The organism is Pseudomonas defluvii (assembly GCF_001695625.1).
GTDB lineage: Bacteria > Pseudomonadota > Gammaproteobacteria > Pseudomonadales > Pseudomonadaceae > Aquipseudomonas > Aquipseudomonas defluvii.
Map to the genome: position 1 here is coordinate 13625 of NZ_MBPN01000009.1, position 15372 is coordinate 28996.

General features: G+C 62.1%; 17 protein-coding genes. 8 read left to right on the forward strand and 9 right to left on the reverse strand.

Annotation, left to right across the window (positions count from 1 at the left end; translation table 11 throughout):
- Positions 1-29 precede the first annotated feature (29 nt).
- Both EKA13_RS04315 and ggt read left to right on the forward strand, forming a co-directional pair.
- A complete protein-coding gene (locus EKA13_RS04315; protein ID WP_065758176.1) occupies positions 30-281 on the forward strand; it encodes a YfhL family 4Fe-4S dicluster ferredoxin in 252 nt (83 codons plus the stop codon).
- A complete protein-coding gene (gene ggt, locus EKA13_RS04320) occupies positions 281-1969 on the forward strand; it encodes a gamma-glutamyltransferase (RefSeq protein ID WP_065758177.1) in 1689 nt (562 codons plus the stop codon). The genes EKA13_RS04315 and ggt overlap by 1 nt, the downstream gene beginning before the upstream one ends.
- A 6-nt stretch (positions 1970-1975) precedes the next feature.
- On the opposite strand, the gene mutM is transcribed toward ggt, so the two are convergent.
- Both mutM and EKA13_RS04330 read right to left on the reverse strand, forming a co-directional pair.
- Positions 1976-2788: a bifunctional DNA-formamidopyrimidine glycosylase/DNA-(apurinic or apyrimidinic site) lyase gene (gene mutM, locus EKA13_RS04325; RefSeq protein WP_065758178.1), complete on the reverse strand. Its 813-nt coding sequence runs from the start codon at positions 2786-2788 to the stop codon at positions 1976-1978.
- A gap of 3 nt (positions 2789-2791) precedes the next feature.
- Positions 2792-3604 carry an HDOD domain-containing protein gene (locus tag EKA13_RS04330; protein WP_176717393.1) on the reverse strand — a complete coding sequence of 271 codons (813 nt, stop codon included), beginning with the start codon at positions 3602-3604 and terminating at the stop codon, positions 2792-2794.
- 235 nt (positions 3605-3839) lie between these two features.
- Between EKA13_RS04330 and EKA13_RS04335 the strand changes: the two genes are divergently transcribed.
- Positions 3840-5036 carry a class I SAM-dependent rRNA methyltransferase gene (locus EKA13_RS04335; protein WP_065758180.1) on the forward strand — a complete coding sequence of 399 codons (1197 nt, stop codon included), beginning with the start codon at positions 3840-3842 and terminating at the stop codon, positions 5034-5036.
- 39 nt (positions 5037-5075) lie between these two features.
- Here the strand turns inward: EKA13_RS04335 and EKA13_RS04340 are convergent, their stop codons facing one another.
- On the reverse strand, positions 5076-6758 hold the full coding sequence (locus EKA13_RS04340) for a DUF4153 domain-containing protein (protein WP_065758181.1): 1683 nt from the start codon (positions 6756-6758) through the stop codon (positions 5076-5078).
- A 306-nt stretch (positions 6759-7064) separates the two neighbouring features.
- Between EKA13_RS04340 and ilvD the strand changes: the two genes are divergently transcribed.
- Positions 7065-8906, forward strand: a complete 1842-nt coding sequence (gene ilvD / locus EKA13_RS04345; RefSeq protein WP_065758182.1) for a dihydroxy-acid dehydratase — start codon at positions 7065-7067, stop codon at positions 8904-8906.
- A 149-nt stretch (positions 8907-9055) separates the two neighbouring features.
- Here ilvD and mtgA read toward each other — a convergent pair whose 3' ends face one another.
- Positions 9056-9778: a monofunctional biosynthetic peptidoglycan transglycosylase gene (mtgA, locus tag EKA13_RS04350; RefSeq protein ID WP_065758183.1), complete on the reverse strand. Its 723-nt coding sequence runs from the start codon at positions 9776-9778 to the stop codon at positions 9056-9058.
- 84 nt (positions 9779-9862) lie between these two features.
- Here mtgA and EKA13_RS04355 point away from each other — a divergent pair, with 84 nt between their 5' ends.
- The 4 genes from EKA13_RS04355 (at position 9863) to trmB (ending at position 12115) form a co-directional block, all read left to right on the forward strand.
- Positions 9863-10234 carry a DUF423 domain-containing protein gene (locus EKA13_RS04355; RefSeq protein WP_065758184.1) on the forward strand — a complete coding sequence of 124 codons (372 nt, stop codon included), beginning with the start codon at positions 9863-9865 and terminating at the stop codon, positions 10232-10234.
- Positions 10235-10337: 103 nt separating this feature from the next.
- Positions 10338-10538 (forward strand): sulfur carrier protein ThiS, encoded by a 201-nt coding sequence (gene thiS / locus EKA13_RS04360; RefSeq protein WP_065758231.1) that lies wholly within the window; start codon positions 10338-10340, stop codon positions 10536-10538.
- A gap of 50 nt (positions 10539-10588) precedes the next feature.
- Positions 10589-11383, forward strand: coding sequence for a thiazole synthase (locus tag EKA13_RS04365; protein ID WP_065758185.1), 795 nt, complete (start codon positions 10589-10591; stop codon positions 11381-11383).
- Between the two features lie 9 nt (positions 11384-11392).
- The gene (trmB, locus tag EKA13_RS04370; protein WP_065758186.1) at positions 11393-12115 is read left to right on the forward strand and encodes a tRNA (guanosine(46)-N7)-methyltransferase TrmB; all 723 of its coding nucleotides are present in this window, start codon (positions 11393-11395) and stop codon (positions 12113-12115) included.
- 36 nt (positions 12116-12151) lie between these two features.
- On the opposite strand, the gene EKA13_RS04375 is transcribed toward trmB, so the two are convergent.
- The 5 genes from EKA13_RS04375 to metW are packed head-to-tail and all read right to left on the reverse strand — an operon-like array spanning position 12152 to position 15370.
- Entirely contained in the window at positions 12152-12475 is a 324-nt protein-coding gene (locus tag EKA13_RS04375) for a DUF3392 domain-containing protein (RefSeq protein ID WP_065758187.1), read from the reverse strand.
- Positions 12476-12484: 9 nt separating this feature from the next.
- Positions 12485-13699 (reverse strand): radical SAM family heme chaperone HemW, encoded by a 1215-nt coding sequence (hemW, locus tag EKA13_RS04380; protein ID WP_065758188.1) that lies wholly within the window; start codon positions 13697-13699, stop codon positions 12485-12487.
- On the reverse strand, positions 13696-14292 hold the full coding sequence (gene rdgB / locus EKA13_RS04385; protein ID WP_065758189.1) for an RdgB/HAM1 family non-canonical purine NTP pyrophosphatase: 597 nt from the start codon (positions 14290-14292) through the stop codon (positions 13696-13698). The genes hemW and rdgB overlap by 4 nt, the downstream gene beginning before the upstream one ends.
- Positions 14289-14723, reverse strand: a complete 435-nt coding sequence (locus EKA13_RS04390; protein WP_065758190.1) for a DUF4426 domain-containing protein — start codon at positions 14721-14723, stop codon at positions 14289-14291. Before EKA13_RS04390 ends, rdgB begins: the two co-directional genes overlap by 4 nt.
- A gap of 26 nt (positions 14724-14749) precedes the next feature.
- Positions 14750-15370 (reverse strand): methionine biosynthesis protein MetW, encoded by a 621-nt coding sequence (metW, locus tag EKA13_RS04395; RefSeq protein WP_065758191.1) that lies wholly within the window; start codon positions 15368-15370, stop codon positions 14750-14752.
- Between the last annotated feature and the right edge of the window lie 2 nt (positions 15371-15372).

A 15372-nucleotide genomic window follows, 5' to 3' on the forward strand; every position in this document is an offset into this window, starting at 1 on the left:
CAGGGCCAGATGCCCAGGCCGGAGTCCCCATGTCCCTGATCATCACCGACGACTGCATCAACTGCGACGTCTGCGAACCCGAGTGCCCGAACGCCGCTATTTCCCAGGGCGAAGAGATCTACGTGATCGACCCGAACCTGTGCACCCAGTGCGTCGGTCACTACGACGAACCGCAATGCCAACAGGTTTGCCCGGTTGACTGCATCCCGCTGGATGAAGCCCACCCGGAAACCCATGAAGAACTGATGATCAAGTACCGCAAGATCACCGGCAAGGCCTGATGCCCGGTAGCGCCGCGCTTCGCTCACTGTTGCTTGGCGCCGCGCTGGCGCTGTGTGCCACGCAGGCCTTGGCCGACGGCCCGGGGCGTGCGGCGATTGCCAGCCCGCACCCGGAAGCCACGGCAGCCGCCCGGGAAATGCTGGAGCAAGGCGGTAACGCGTTCGATGCGGCAATTGCCGTGAGTGCTGCCCTGGCGGTGGTTGAGCCTTATGGTTCTGGGCTGGGTGGCGGTGGGTTCTTCCTGCTGCGCCAACCCGGCTCACCGGTCCGCTATCAGTTCATCGATGCCCGCGAGCGTGCGCCGGGCAAGGCGACTGCGACCCTGTACCTCAAGGACGGCAAGGTTCAACCGGGCCTGTCGATCAATGGGCCGCTGGCTGCCGCTATTCCAGGCCTGCCTGCCGCGCTGGCCGACCTCGCTGCCAACTACGGCAGGCTGCCGCTAACCCGCTCGCTGGCGCCGGCCATTCGCCTGGCCAATCAGGGTTTTGCTGTCGACCGGGTTTACCGCGACCGTGCCCAGATGCGCCTGGCTGCCCTGCGTGACGACCCGGAAAGTGCGCGCTTGTTCTTGAAAGACGGTGACGTCCCGGCGTTGGGTACGTTCATCCGCCAACCTGAACTGGCCGTCACCCTGACACGCTTGGCCGAGCAGGGTCATGACGGCTTCTATGCCGGCGCCACGGCCAAGGCACTGCTCAGTGGCGTGCAGGGTGCAGGCGGTATCTGGCGCCAGGACGACCTGAACGACTACCGCGTCGTTCACCGTGAACCGTTGCGCTACCCGCTGGCCGAGCACCGCGAGCTGATCAGCGCACCACCGCCGTCTGCCGGTGGTGTGGCCCTGGCACAGAGCCTGGCCATGCTTCAGCGCCTGCCCTGGCAGAGCGCCGACAGCGTACAGCGCAGTCATTACGTGCTTGAAGTGCTGCGCCGCGCCTACCGAGACCGTGGCCTGCTGGGCGATCCGGATTACGTCAGTAGCCCGATCCCCCAGTTGCTTTCGCGCGGTTACCTGCAGGGGTTGGCCGATGGCATTGATACCTACAAGGCGACCCCCAGTGCCGATTTGCCGCCAGCGCCGGCCTGGCGCGAAGGCGACCACACCACTCATTTCGCGGTGATCGACGCCGAAGGCAATGCGGTAGCGGCTACCTTGTCGGTCAACCTGCCGTTTGGTGCCGCTTACAGTGCCCCAGGTACGGGTGTGGTGCTGAACAATGAAATGGACGACTTTGCAGCAGACCCCAACGGCAGCAACAGCTACGGGCTGGCCGGCAGCCAGGCCAATGCGGTAGCCGCTGGCAAGCGCCCGCTGTCGAGCATGAGCCCCACGTTTATCGAGAGCCCCAGCCAGTTCGCCGCCTTTGGTACGCCTGGCGGTAGCCGCATCCCGAGCATGGTGCTGTTATCGGTCATGGCGTTTCTTGATGGCCGGCCCGTGGCCACGTGGCCAGCGGTACCGCGCTACCACCACCAGTACCTGCCGGACGTGGTCGAACACGAGCCAGGGGCGTTCAGTGCCGAGCAGCAGCGCGAGTTGCAGGCGCGTGGTTACACGCTCAAGGACGTGGGCCGCGCCTATGGCAATCAACAGGTGCTGTTCTGGGACAAGGCCGGGCATACCCTGGAGGCGGCCAGCGATCCACGCGGGCTGGGCACCTCCGAGGTATTCAGCCCACGCTGAGGCGGCTCAGCTCTGGCAGTGCGGGCAGTACACGCTGGCGCGCTGCCCGAGGCGTACTTCTCGCAAGGTGCTGCCACACACCTTGCACGGTTCTTCCCCGCGCCCGTAAACGAACAGTTCCTGCTGGAAATAGCCAGGCTGGCCGTCGCCACCGATAAAGTCACGCAAGGTGGTACCGCCACGCTCGATGGCACTGGCCAGGACTCGCTTTATTTCGATAGCCAGTTTCAGGTAACGCGCCCGGGAAATGCTCCCCGCTTCGCGTCGAGGGTCAATGCCGGCGGCAAACAACGCCTCGGTCGCATAGATATTGCCGACGCCCACCACCACCGCGTTGTCCATGATGAATGGCTTGACCGCCATTGAGCGTCCCCGCGATAGCTGGAACAGGCGCTCACCGTCAAACAGATCGGTCAGCGGCTCAGGCCCCAGCTTGATCAGCAGTTCATGGTGCAGTGGGTCGAGGCTCCAGAGCATCGCGCCAAAGCGCCGGGGGTCGGTGTAACGCAGTGCCAGCCCGGACTCCAGTTCGATGTCCACGTGCTCGTGCTTGAGCGCTGGCAGGCCGATTTCTACCAGCCGCAAGTTGCCGGACATGCCCAGGTGACTGATCAATGTACCGACTTCGGCGTTGATCAGCAGGTACTTGGCCCGCCGTTCGACGCTGACGATACGCTGGCCTGAGAGGCGAACATCAAGGTCTTCGGGGATCGGCCAGCGCAGGCGCCGGTCACGCACGATCACCCGTTTGACCCGCTGACCTTCCAGATAGGGCGCGATCCCGCGTCGTGTTGTTTCGACCTCTGGCAATTCAGGCATCGATCAATGCCCACCCAGGTCGCGGATGGTTTGCTTGAGGTTTTCGAAGTCGTACTCAGGCAAGCCGACGTAATCGAGCACCAGATGGCTGATGGTGTTCCACTCATGGTCTTCGCTCTGGCCACCCAGCACCCGGTGCGAAGCGCAAATATGCTCGGCCATCTTCAGGATCGACAGCAGGTTCTTCAACTGGCTGTTACGCGCCGTTTCATCACTGAATACCGCCAGGGCGTTGTGATGATTGGCAATGGCATTGCTCAGGTGTTCCGGCAGGCGCCACGACTTGGCGGTGTAGTAGCCGACCACGGCATGGTTGGTGTTGAACACCTGGTTTTCGGTATCGACCACCCGCTGGCCGGGCCCGGCGCTGGCGTAGGCGTCTTCGACCACGCTCATGTACTCCGGGAAACGCTTGAGCATCAGCGGGATGCCACAGTCGTGGAACAGCCCCAGGGCATAGGCCTCGTCCACCGCTTGTGAGCCCAAGCGCTTGGCCAGGGTCATGCAGGTCATGGCCACGTCCTGGGCGTTGTCCCAGAAACGGTTCAAGGTGACGATGGTTTCATCGCTCATCTCGCCCTTGATCGACTGCGCATTGATCAGGTTGATGATCGAACGGCTACCGAGCAGATTCACCGCGCGCTGAATCGAAGCGATCTTGTTGGTCAGGCCGAAATGCGCTGAGTTGACCAGCTTGAGCAGTGCCCCAGAAAGCCCCGGATCCTGGGAAATCAGCTTGGCGATCATCTCCAGGTCTGGATCAGGCATGTACTGCTCCATTTGCAGATCAACCATGATTTGCGGCTGGGGCGGCACACTGATGCCCTGCAGGGCCTGCTGAATCTGTTCGGAGGAGAGCTCTTGGGACATAAGTACACACTCGGGGCTGAGCGGCGATTTTAACCTTGCCCTGCGCCCAAGGAACACCGGCAGATGGCTCAATTGCAACTAATTGCCACCTCGGTTCACCACTTGGCGGCTATTTATCCTCGGCCACGCGTTGAACCTCGTCGACGCGTTATACTCCCGCTCTTTTTTCCGGAGCGACGTCATGTCCCTGCCCAGCCTTCGCCTCAAAGCCAACGCCGACCGCCGCCTGCGCGCCGGCCATCTATGGGTTTACAGCAACGAAATCGACGTCGCCGCGACCCCGCTGCATGGCTTCAAGGCCGGTGATCAGGCCGTGCTGGAAGCCGCGGGCGGTAAAGCCCTTGGCATCGTCGCCATGAGCCCGAACAACCTGATCTGTGCTCGCCTGCTGTCGCGTGATGCCAAGCTGCCGCTGGACAAGTCGCTGCTGGTGCACCGCCTGAATGTGGCCCTGTCGCTGCGTGAACGCCTGTTCGACAAGCCTTACTACCGCTTGGTCTACGGTGATTCCGACCTGCTGCCGGGCCTGGTGGTCGACCGTTTCGGCGACATTCTGGTCGTGCAACTGGCTTCGGCCACCATGGAACTGCACCGCGACGACATCCTTGCTGCGCTGATCCAGGTGCTCAAGCCAAGTGGCATCCTGTTCAAGAACGACTCCGCCGCACGTGATGCCGAAGGGCTGAACCGCTACGTGGAAACCGCATTCGGCCTGGTGCCTGAGTGGGTTGCACTGGAAGAAAACGGCGTGAAGTTCGAAGCGCCGGTGATGGAAGGCCAGAAAACCGGCTGGTTCTATGACCACCGCATGAACCGTGCGCGCCTGGCGCCGTACGTCAAAGGCAAGCGTGTTCTCGACCTGTTCAGCTACATCGGTGGCTGGGGCGTGCAGGCCGGTGCCTTTGGCGCCAGCGAAGTGTTCTGCGTCGACGCTTCGGGCTTTGCCCTGGACGGCGTTGAGCGTAACGCTGCACTCAACGGTATTGCCGAGAAGGTCACCTGCGTCGAAGGTGATGTATTTGAAGCACTGAAAGAACTGAAAGCTGCCGAAGAGCGTTTCGACGTGATCGTGGCCGACCCACCGGCGTTCATCAAGCGCAAGAAAGACCTGAAGAACGGCGAGGGCGCCTATCGTCGCCTGAACGAGCAAGCCATGCGCCTGCTCACCAAGGACGGCATCCTGGTCAGCGCGTCGTGCTCGATGCACCTGCCTGAAGACGACCTGCAGAACATTCTGCTGACCAGCGCCCGCCACCTGGACCGCAACATCCAGTTGCTGGAACGTGGCGGCCAGGGCCCGGATCACCCGGTACACCCGGCGATTCCGGAAACCCGCTACATCAAGAGCCTGACCTGCCGTTTGCTGCCTAACAGCTAACATGCGGTGCCGGTGTTGGGCTGCTCGGCAGCCCAACACCTAGTCTTGCGTTGGCACTGCGCTCAGTTCCACACCGTCGATGTTGAACGTGTTAAAGCGTGGTTTGACCGGCTTTAGCGCACCCTGGCGGATCAACTCGATCACGCGCGCCGGGTCGTCCTGCCCCTCCAGGTCTGCAGCCGCTCGCCACTCGCCGTGCTCATCACGCTCCAGAATGTAAGCCTTGAACGCCCATTCCTCCTTGGACACGAGCAGCACCTCGTTGCGACCGTCGTCGTTCAGGTCCATGGCGTGCAGTACGCAACCAGCCCCCTGGCAATGCATGCCGATGAACGCGCCTTTCAGCATCGTCTCGACACCGTCCTCGGTATTGCCGACCCACTCGATCTTCAAGGCGTTATCACGGCCGTCAAATTCTGCCGAGTTCGAGCGGTAGGTCGGCTCTTTCAAAATCTCACGCAGCTGCTCGCGCCCTTGAGCGTCCAGAATCTGCCCGCGGTCCACTTCGGCCGTGAGCCATTCGAGCTGCTCGATTCCAGGCGCACCAAGCCGGTAACGCAGGGTCCAGGCATCGAAGTCCGCCACCGCTGTACGCCCGCTGAGCAGGCGTTGCACCTGGTGCTTTGCGCTCCAGGTCTCAGGGCTCACCAGTGGCGTATGCACCAGTACCAACACCACGCAGCCAAACAGGGCAATGGGCGGGTTGCTGGTACGCAGATGCCCCAGCCACACCGACTGCCGGCGAACAACCGCCCACACCGCCGCAAGGCTATACAGCAGCGCGACCAGCAGCAGTGGGATCGCCATGAAGCGCTGTGGCGTCAGGCCGTATTGCTCAATGCGCAGCCAGGTCGAGTAGCCTGCCAGTACGACCAGCACCGGCAAGCACAGCAGGGACAACTCCACCAAAAGCCGCAAGCCTCTGGCGTATGGGGCGCTGTCGTGACCGTCCTGGAACACACCATTGACCAGAAACAGGTTAAGCCCCACCAGGCACAGCAGGATCAGGGTCGAAGAACCGGTATCCCAGACCGGTTGCAGACCACTGAATGGCAAGGTCAGGATGAACAGCACGGTCATCAGTGCTCCGAATGGCAGCAGGAAGCGGCACACCGCCAGCAGCACGCCACGCAGCAGCCCAATGACCGTCTCTTTCTCGCGGCCTATGCGCATGCCGAGGGAAAACACCAGTGTCAAGGCGATCGCGAGGAACAGTGGTGACTCGAGCACCGCCTTGACCTGCGGCACGCCCAGCATCTTGAACAGCGCACCACATAACAGCACCAGCAGCATCACCACCATGATCAGCTGCTGGGCGAGGAGCACGATGAAAATGTTGTTCCAGGCATGCCTGAACAGGTCTTCATAGCGTGGCCAGCGGCCTTCACGGGTTGGCCAACTGGCGATGAAGGCGCAGCCGATGTAGCCCAGCAGGCTCGCGCAGACCACCCAGGACCCTTGCAACCACTGCGAGCCGTTTTCGGAAAAGACCCAGCCGCTGATCGCTGTCATCACCAGTGTCATCAGTGCAACCAGTACCCAGGTACCACGCTGCAGTACTGAACGCCCTAGCAGTTGCAGGTTGATCCCGCCGACGGTAGCCAGTGTCACCAGCATGGTGCTGATCCAGGGGATCTCCAGCCAAAGTGCGCTCAAGAGCAACAGCCCCTGAAGGGCGCCAACGAGCAGATAGAAATACAACGAAGGGGATAACGCGGGCATGCCAAGTCCTTTTGCCGGGGGAGCTGCGAAGGGCGGCAGTCTAACCAAGTGCCGCCAGATTTTCCCCTTGGAGGCACCGCTGACGCACCAACCCGCTATAGCGCCATTCCTTCCCGCGGCCAGCCGTGTAGAATCGGCCTATTCATCGCCAGTCATCCCCGGCGGGTTTATGAGCTCTGGCCGAGCGCACGGCGATCCCGCGGCGTTCTCGGCTTCATCCGCACCAGCGGCCACCTGCCTTCGGTGCAAAGGACAAGAGACGCTCACTCCCCTTTTTGTTACCTGTTTAGCCGCCAGGAGTGCTCCATGCCAGATTACCGCTCGAAAACGTCCACCCACGGCCGCAACATGGCCGGCGCACGCGCCCTGTGGCGCGCCACGGGTATGAAAGACGACGATTTCAAGAAACCGATCATCGCCATTGCCAACTCGTTCACCCAGTTCGTACCGGGCCACGTCCACCTCAAGGACCTCGGTCAACTGGTCGCCCGTGAGATTGAACGCGCCGGTGGCGTGGCCAAGGAATTCAACACCATCGCGGTCGATGATGGCATCGCCATGGGCCATGACGGCATGCTCTACTCGCTGCCAAGCCGCGAGATCATTGCCGACTCGGTCGAGTACATGGTCAACGCCCATTGCGCCGACGCCATTGTCTGCATCTCCAACTGCGACAAGATCACCCCCGGCATGCTGATGGCCGCCCTGCGCCTGAACATCCCGGTGATCTTCGTTTCTGGCGGCCCGATGGAAGCCGGCAAGACCAAGCTGGCCAGCCACGGCCTGGACCTGGTCGACGCCATGGTCATCGCAGCCGACTCCTCGGCCTCCGATGAAAAGGTCGCCGAGTATGAGCGCAGCGCCTGCCCGACCTGCGGTTCCTGCTCCGGCATGTTCACCGCCAACTCGATGAACTGCCTGACCGAGGCCCTGGGCCTGGCCCTGCCGGGCAACGGCTCGACCCTGGCCACCCACAGCGACCGCGAACAACTGTTCTTGCAGGCTGGCCGGACCATCGTCGAGCTGTGCAAGCGTTACTACGGCGAGAACGATCAGAGCGTTCTGCCGCGCAATATTGCCAGCTTCAAGGCGTTCGAGAACGCCATGACCCTGGACATCGCCATGGGTGGGTCGACCAACACCATCCTGCACCTGCTGGCCGCGGCTCAGGAAGCCGAAATCGACTTCGACCTGCGCGACATCGATCGCCTGTCGCGCAAAGTGCCGCAGTTGTGCAAAGTGGCGCCGAACATCCAGAAGTACCACATGGAAGATGTGCACCGCGCCGGTGGCATCATCAGCATCCTCGGTGAACTGGCCCGTGGTGGCCTGTTGCATACCGACCTGCCGACCGTACACAGCAAGACCATGGCCGATGCCATCGCCAAGTGGGACATCACCCAGAGCGATGACCCCGAGGTGCATACCTTCTTCCGCGCGGGCCCGGCCGGTATTCCGACCCAGACCGCCTTCAGCCAGTCGACCCGTTGGGAAACCCTCGACGCCGACCGTGAAAACGGCTGCATTCGCAGCGTTGAGCACGCCTACTCGCAAGAAGGCGGCCTGGCTGTGCTTTACGGCAACATCGCCCTGGACGGCTGCGTGGTGAAAACTGCCGGCGTCGATGAGTCGATCCACGTGTTCGAAGGCAACGCGAAGATCTTCGAAAGCCAGGACAGCGCGGTACGCGGCATCCTCGCGGACGAAGTGAAGGAAGGTGACATCGTCATCATCCGTTACGAAGGTCCGAAAGGCGGCCCGGGCATGCAAGAGATGCTCTACCCGACCTCGTACCTGAAGTCCAAAGGCCTGGGCAAGGCTTGCGCGCTGCTGACCGACGGTCGTTTCTCTGGCGGTACCTCGGGCCTGTCGATTGGCCATGCTTCGCCAGAAGCGGCAGCCGGTGGTGCAATTGGCCTGGTACGTGATGGCGACAAAGTGCTGATCGACATCCCGAACCGCTCGATCAACCTGCTGGTGGACGACGCCGAACTGGCTGCACGCCGGGTTGAGCAGGACAAGAAAGGCTGGAAACCGGTTGAAGTGCGCCCACGTAAAGTGACCACTGCGCTGAAAGCCTACGCCCTGCTGGCCACCAGCGCCGACAAGGGTGCGGTACGCAACAAGGCCCTGCTCGACGGGCTGTAAGGCGCTGCGCCAAGCCCTACAAACAAAGCCCCTGACCGAAAGGCCAGGGGCTTTTGTTTTTCAGGCGTTTGCTCAATAGGGCGACCTGTACTGCATGGCCTTGTTCACATCGTGTGGCAACTGGCTTGCCCGTGATACAGGGCAGCGGCTTACTGATTCCAGGGCGCCGCACGTCGGCTGTCGAGCAAGCTCAGGTAACTGCTGCCGCCCAACTGGCGCATTTGCTGGCGTATCCAGCTGGCACGTCGCGCGACGTAGCTGCTGGGGTGGCTGGCGCTCCATTTGCGTGGGCTGGGCAGCACGGCAGCGAGCAGGCTGGCCTGTTGCTGGGACAGGTTACGGGCGTTGACACCGAAGTGGTGTCGGGCGGCGGCCTGTGCGCCAAACACCCCGTCATCCCATTCAGCGCTGTTGAGGTACACCTCAAGGATGCGCTCTTTCGACCAAAACACTTCGATCAGCGCCGTGAACCAGGCTTCCAGCCCCTTGCGCAACCAGCTACGCCCCGACCAGAGAAACAGGTTCTTCGCCACCTGCTGGCTCAGCGTACTGGCCCCGCGGATGCTGCCACCACGTTCGTTGTGGGCCAGCGCGGCCTGGATTGCCGTGAAATCGAAGCCCCAATGCTCAGGGAATTTCTGGTCTTCTCCGGCGATCACCGCCACTTTCAGATCGTCAGAGATCTGTTCCCAGGGTTGCCAGTCGCGCTGCAGGTCTATCGGTTGGCCGTTGAACCAGGAGGCAACCTTGCGCTCGACCATCAGTGCAGTGCCCGGTGGCGGCACCCAGCGAAAGAGCAGCACCAGCAGGGCACTGCCGGCCGCGAACCAGAGCAGGGCACGAGTGAGGCGACGCAGTAGGGATGACAGCATAGGAGAGATGGCTTGGCCGAACCGATGGAGCGGGCCATTATACAGACCCTCTGCCTCGCCATGGTCCTGACTGGGAGTTGTCTTATGCTTCGTAGTTTCTTGTTGCTCGCTGCCTTTTTCGGTTTTACCGGTGTCGCCCTTGGCGCCTTTGCCGCGCACGGCCTGAAAGCACGCTTGAGCAGTGAGTACCTGGCGATCTTTCAAACCGGGGTCACGTATCAACTGATTCACACCCTGGCCCTGCTGGCGGTAGCGTTGCTTGCCACGCAGCTCCCCGGGCGCCTGGTGGGCTGGGCCGGCGGCCTGTTCAGCCTGGGTATCGTGCTGTTCTCTGGCAGCCTGTACCTGCTGACACTCACCGGCGTCGGCAAGTTGGGCATCATCACGCCACTGGGCGGTGTGGCGTTCCTCGCGGGCTGGTTGTGCCTGGGGCTTGCCGCCTGGCGCCTGAGTTGACTGATCGGTCGAAAACCGGGACGAATGGCGCTGCTTTGCCTTGGTCATCCGCGTGGATCGGGGCTAGAATGCTGGCCCCCTGAAAATAATGGCTGCCGTCCGCATGCGCATTCAATTGAACGGTGAACCCTATGAGCTGCCTGACGGTACGACCGTCGAGGCATTGTTGACCCGGCTGGAGTTGGTCGGCCGCCGGATTGCAGTGGAACTCAACCTGGATATCGTGCCGCGCAGTCAGCACGCCGCCACCGCCCTGCGCGAAGGCGATCAGGTCGAAGTCGTCCACGCCATTGGTGGCGGCTAGGCCGCCCCGCGATTCACCTGCAAGCCCCTCAACCCCCAAGAGGATTTCCGATGAGCAATGTTCGTAGCGACAAGCCTTTCACCCTGGCTGGCCGTACCTTCCAGTCGCGCCTGCTGGTGGGTACCGGCAAGTACCGTGACATGGAAGAAACCCGTCTGGCCATCGAGGCCTCGGGGGCTGAGATCGTCACCGTCGCCGTGCGCCGTACCAACATCGGCCAGAACCCGGGCGAGCCGAACCTGCTCGACGTGCTGCCGCCAGACCGCTACACCATCCTGCCGAACACCGCCGGTTGCTATGACGCCGTCGAAGCCGTGCGTACCTGCCGCCTGGCCCGCGAACTGCTCGATGGGCACAACCTGGTGAAGCTGGAAGTACTGGCGGACCAGAAGACCCTGTTCCCCAATGTGATCGAAACCCTGAAGGCCGCCGAAGTGCTGGTCAAGGACGGTTTCGACGTGATGGTGTACACCAGCGATGATCCGATCATCGCCCGGCAACTGGCCGAAGCTGGCTGCATTGCCGTGATGCCGCTGGCGGGCCTGATCGGCACCGGCCTGGGTATCTGCAACCCGTACAACCTGCAAATCATCCTGGAAGAAGCCAAGGTGCCTGTGCTGGTCGATGCCGGTGTCGGTACCGCGTCGGACGCGACCATTGCCATGGAGCTGGGTTGCGAGGCCGTGCTGATGAACTCGGCGATTGCCCATGCTCAGCAGCCGATCATGATGGCCGAGGCCATGAAACATGCAATCGTTGCCGGCCGCCTGGCGTACCTGGCCGGTCGTATGCCGAAAAAACTCTATGCCAGCGCCTCGTCGCCGCTGGATGGTCTGATCAAGTAAGAGCCCCCGATGACTGAATCGCAACAACCGCCGATCTCTACTGAAGGCGAAGAGCGTCAACACCGCCGCATCAAGAGTTTTGTGATGCGTGCCGGCCGCATGACTGAAGGCCAGCAGCGTGGCCTGGACCAGGGCGCGCCGCTGTTTGTCCTGCCGCTGAGCGACAGCCCGGTGGATTTCGACCAGGTTTTCGGTCGCGCCGCTCCGCGCACGCTGGAGATTGGTTTCGGCATGGGCCATTCCCTGCTGGAAATGGCCGCTGCTGCGCCTGAACAGGACTTCATCGGTGTCGAAGTGCACCGGCCGGGTGTCGGTGCGCTGCTCAATGGCGTGCTGACCCAGGGCCTGAAGAACCTGCGGGTGTATGACTGCGATGCCATCGAAGTGCTGAACAAGTGCGTGGCCGACAACAGCCTTGATCGCTTGTTGCTGTTCTTCCCGGACCCTTGGCACAAGAGCCGTCACCACAAGCGGCGCATTGTTCAGCCGGCATTCGCCGAACTGGTACGCAGCAAGCTGAAGGTCGGTGGTGTGCTGCACATGGCCACGGACTGGGAGCCCTATGCCGAGTACATGCTGGAAGTCATGAACGTTGCACCGGGTTACCGCAACCTGGCAGCAGACGGCAAATGCGTACCGCGTCCTGAAGAGCGCCCGGTTACCAAGTTCGAGCGTCGCGGTGAGCGGCTCGGGCATGGCGTCTGGGACTTGAAGTTCGAGAAGCTGGCGTAAGCCTCTGCGCGAGCCGGCACTGCCGGCTCCTGCAGGTCAGCGGCGGTCGGCGACAACGCCGATCAGCACCAGTACCACCAGCAGTACCGGTGCCAGGGCATAGTTGTTGAACTGGCTCAGGCCGCGCACCACCCAGGGTGTGGCATAGATCAGCGCTGCACCACTGCCGATCAGGCACAGCAGGGCCATGAACGGGACGCGCAAGGCGCCCGCCAGATTGCCGATCCGTTGTTCGATCCAGCCCTTGATATCCGTGCCGAACAGCACCAGCAGGCAGCCGACCAGCGCCAAGGAAATCTCCGACAGGTTACTGCGGCTCCAGCGGGAAACGGTTGAGAGCAGGTCGAGTACCAAGTCCATTCGCAATCCTTAGGTCAAGAAATACTGCAGCAGGTCGTTGAGGAACAACTGGCCGCGTGGCGTGGCTACCAGTCGCGTCGGTTCGACCTGCAAAAGTCCCTTTTGTTCGGCTTCGCGACGTGCCGCCGCCAACTGTTCCATCGGCAGCCCGGTACGCTGGCTGAACAGCTCCGCGTCCACCCCTTGAGTCAGGCGCAGGGCGTTCATCAGGAACTCGAACGGCAGCTCGTCTACGGGCAACAGCTTTTCACCCGCCTTGAAGGCTTTGGCCGGGTTCAGGTAGTCCTTGGGCAGGCGAGTCTTCCAGGTGCGCACGATGCGCCCGTCCGGGTGGCTGAGCTTGCCATGGGCGCCCGCGCCAATACCGATGAAGTCGCCGAAACTCCAGTAGTTCAGGTTGTGCCGCGCAGCACGCCCGGGTTGGGCGTAGGCGGACACTTCGTACTGGGCGTAGCCATGCTCGGCAAGCAGGGCCTGGCCGGCTTCCTGGATGTCCCAGAGGATGTCGTCTTCGGGCAGCACCGGTGGCTGGTTCCAGAACACCGTGTTCGGCTCCAGGGTCAGCTGGTACCAGGACAGGTGGGTCGGGCCCATGGCGATGGCTTGGCGCAGGTCGCTCAGGGCGTCATCCAGGGACTGATCGGGCAAACCGTGCATCAGGTCCAGGTTGAAGTTGTCGAACCCGGCCCGTCGTGCCATGTCGGCCGCACGCACGGCTTCTTCACCGTTGTGGATACGCCCCAGGGCTTCGAGCTTGGCCTGTTGGAAGCTCTGGATGCCGATCGACAGGCGGTTGATGCCCAGTTGCCGGTAGGCGGTGAACTTCTCCTGCTCGAACGTTCCGGGGTTGGCCTCCAGGGTGATTTCAATGTCACTGGCGAACGGGATGCGCTGTTCGACACCGGCCAGCAACCGGCCCAGTGCTTGTGCGCTGAACAGGCTAGGGGTGCCACCACCGAAGAAGATCGAACTCAGCGGCCGGCCATAGACGGCAGGCAACTCCTGCTCAAGGTCGGCCAGGAGTGCGTCGACATAGGCCTCTTCCGGCAGCTCGGCACTGGCCGCATGAGAGTTGAAGTCGCAGTACGGGCATTTGCGCACGCACCAGGGGATGTGGATATACAGCGCAAGGGGTGGCAGCTGTGGCAGCGCCAGCCGAGGTGCCTGGGAGCTGAAGCCAGCCTCGCTCAGGTGCAGAGGCTGTGCTGGTGAATGCTCGGTCATGCCAAGCCCAGGCGCTGTCGCAGCAGGCTCATGGCGCGAGCACGGTGGCTCAGCTGATTTTTCTCGATCGGGTTCAGCTCGGCGCTCGAGCAGTTGCGTTCCGGCACCCAGAACAGCGGATCATAACCAAAGCCGTTGGCACCGCTGGCTTCGGTCAGGATGCGACCGTGCCAGAGACCTTCGCAGAGAATGGGTAGCGGATCGTCAGCGTGCCGTACCAGTGCCAGCACGCAAACGAACTGGGCCGTGCGCTGGTCGTGCGGAACGTCCTTGAGAACGTCGAGCAGCTTGGCGTTATTGGCTGCGTCGCCCTGGCCATCGGCGTAGCGTGCCGAGTAGATGCCTGGGGCGCCACCGAGGGCGTCCACGGCCAGCCCTGAATCGTCGGCCAACGCCGGCAACCCGGAAATACGCGCCGCATTACGGGCCTTGAGGATGGCATTCTCAACGAACGACAGGCCGGTTTCCTCGGGCTCTACGCTACTGAATTCACCGATTGAACGCAGTTGAACCGAGTCGCCGAGCATGGCCTGGAGTTCTTTCAGTTTGCCGGCGTTATGGCTGGCCAATACGAGCTGTGGAAAAGTCATCATTCGCCTGGGAATACTTCCTGGTTAAAGCTGAAACTGTTGGTTTTGCCAGCGGCACCGACAGTGACCGTGAAGGTATAGGTTTCTGGCTGCTGCACCGGGAACTGGGCAATGTAGTACGTCGCGCCCTGATCATTGATCTGCTTGAAGGTCAGGTCGGTCTTGCGGCTGGTCAGGTCACTGACCGTGCCGCTGACCGAGGCGGCGCTGGGCTTGCCGTCCTTGAGAACGGTGATGTTCAGCACGCCCTGGTTCTTGCTGCGTACAAGGCCAGCAGCCTGGGCCGTCGCCGGTTGCAGGAAGCCGGAGTTGAAGACGCTGTAGTGAACGGTCACATCACCGAAGACTTCCTTGCGCTCGGGCTTGGCGGCATCGGCAGCCAGGACCGGGATGGCCAGGCACAGGCTGCATAGAAACAGGACTAGACGGCGCATGATCGTACTCCTCGAAAAGGGCGGGGTTAAACCGCGACCTGATGTTCCTGCAGGCCCGGGCTGTTGACACGGTAAATGCCGATCTCACCTAGTAGATTAGGCCAAAGCTTGCTTGCCCACCCGTGGCGGTGCAAGTGGTCTACTGCCAGGCGGTCGAGTACTTGTGCCCGGCGCTCGCGGCACAGCGCCTCGAAGTCTTCAAAGGTGCAGAAGTGGATGTTCGGCGTGTTGTACCAGGTATACGGCATGAAGTCCGACACCGGCATGCGACCTTTGGTCGCCAGGTACCAGCGGCAGCGCCAATGACCGAAGTTGGGGAAGGTGATGATGCACTGGCGACCGACCCGCAGCATTTCGTCGAGAATCCGGTCCGGGTATTCGACAGCCTGCAGGGCCTGGGTCATGACCACGACATCGAAGCTGTTGCTGGCAAAGTTGCCCAGGCCCTTGTCGAGGTCCTGTTCGATGACGTTGACACCCTTGGCCACGCACTCGGCGATGTTGTCGGGGTCGATTTCCAGGCCGTAGCCGGTTACCTGTTTGTTGGCGCGCAGCGAAGCCAGTAGCTCGCCATTACCGCAGCCAAGGTCGAGTACCCGGCTGCCAGCGGGGATCCAGTCTTGGATGATTTCCAGATCGGCTCTCATGG

Bases quoted from the DNA above. Each gene is read 5' to 3' on its own strand.
- hemW (WP_065758188.1), bottom strand. From the start codon at position 13,699: ATGACCGAGCATTCACCAGCACAGCCTCTGCACCTGAGCGAGGCTGGC.
- mutM (WP_065758178.1), bottom strand. From the start codon at position 2,788: ATGCCTGAATTGCCAGAGGTCGAAACAACACGACGCGGGATCGCGCCC.
- EKA13_RS04375 (WP_065758187.1), bottom strand. From the start codon at position 12,475: ATGGACTTGGTACTCGACCTGCTCTCAACCGTTTCCCGCTGGAGCCGC.
- EKA13_RS04355 (WP_065758184.1), top strand. From the start codon at position 9,863: ATGCTTCGTAGTTTCTTGTTGCTCGCTGCCTTTTTCGGTTTTACCGGT.
- metW (WP_065758191.1), bottom strand. From the start codon at position 15,370: ATGAGAGCCGATCTGGAAATCATCCAAGACTGGATCCCCGCTGGCAGC.
- ilvD (WP_065758182.1), top strand. From the start codon at position 7,065: ATGCCAGATTACCGCTCGAAAACGTCCACCCACGGCCGCAACATGGCC.
- EKA13_RS04315 (WP_065758176.1), top strand. From the start codon at position 30: ATGTCCCTGATCATCACCGACGACTGCATCAACTGCGACGTCTGCGAA.
- trmB (WP_065758186.1), top strand. From the start codon at position 11,393: ATGACTGAATCGCAACAACCGCCGATCTCTACTGAAGGCGAAGAGCGT.
- ggt (WP_065758177.1), top strand. From the start codon at position 281: ATGCCCGGTAGCGCCGCGCTTCGCTCACTGTTGCTTGGCGCCGCGCTG.
- EKA13_RS04340 (WP_065758181.1), bottom strand. From the start codon at position 6,758: ATGCCCGCGTTATCCCCTTCGTTGTATTTCTATCTGCTCGTTGGCGCC.
- EKA13_RS04335 (WP_065758180.1), top strand. From the start codon at position 3,840: ATGTCCCTGCCCAGCCTTCGCCTCAAAGCCAACGCCGACCGCCGCCTG.
- rdgB (WP_065758189.1), bottom strand. From the start codon at position 14,292: ATGATGACTTTTCCACAGCTCGTATTGGCCAGCCATAACGCCGGCAAA.
- mtgA (WP_065758183.1), bottom strand. From the start codon at position 9,778: ATGCTGTCATCCCTACTGCGTCGCCTCACTCGTGCCCTGCTCTGGTTC.
- EKA13_RS04365 (WP_065758185.1), top strand. From the start codon at position 10,589: ATGAGCAATGTTCGTAGCGACAAGCCTTTCACCCTGGCTGGCCGTACC.
- thiS (WP_065758231.1), top strand. From the start codon at position 10,338: ATGCGCATTCAATTGAACGGTGAACCCTATGAGCTGCCTGACGGTACG.
- EKA13_RS04390 (WP_065758190.1), bottom strand. From the start codon at position 14,723: ATGCGCCGTCTAGTCCTGTTTCTATGCAGCCTGTGCCTGGCCATCCCG.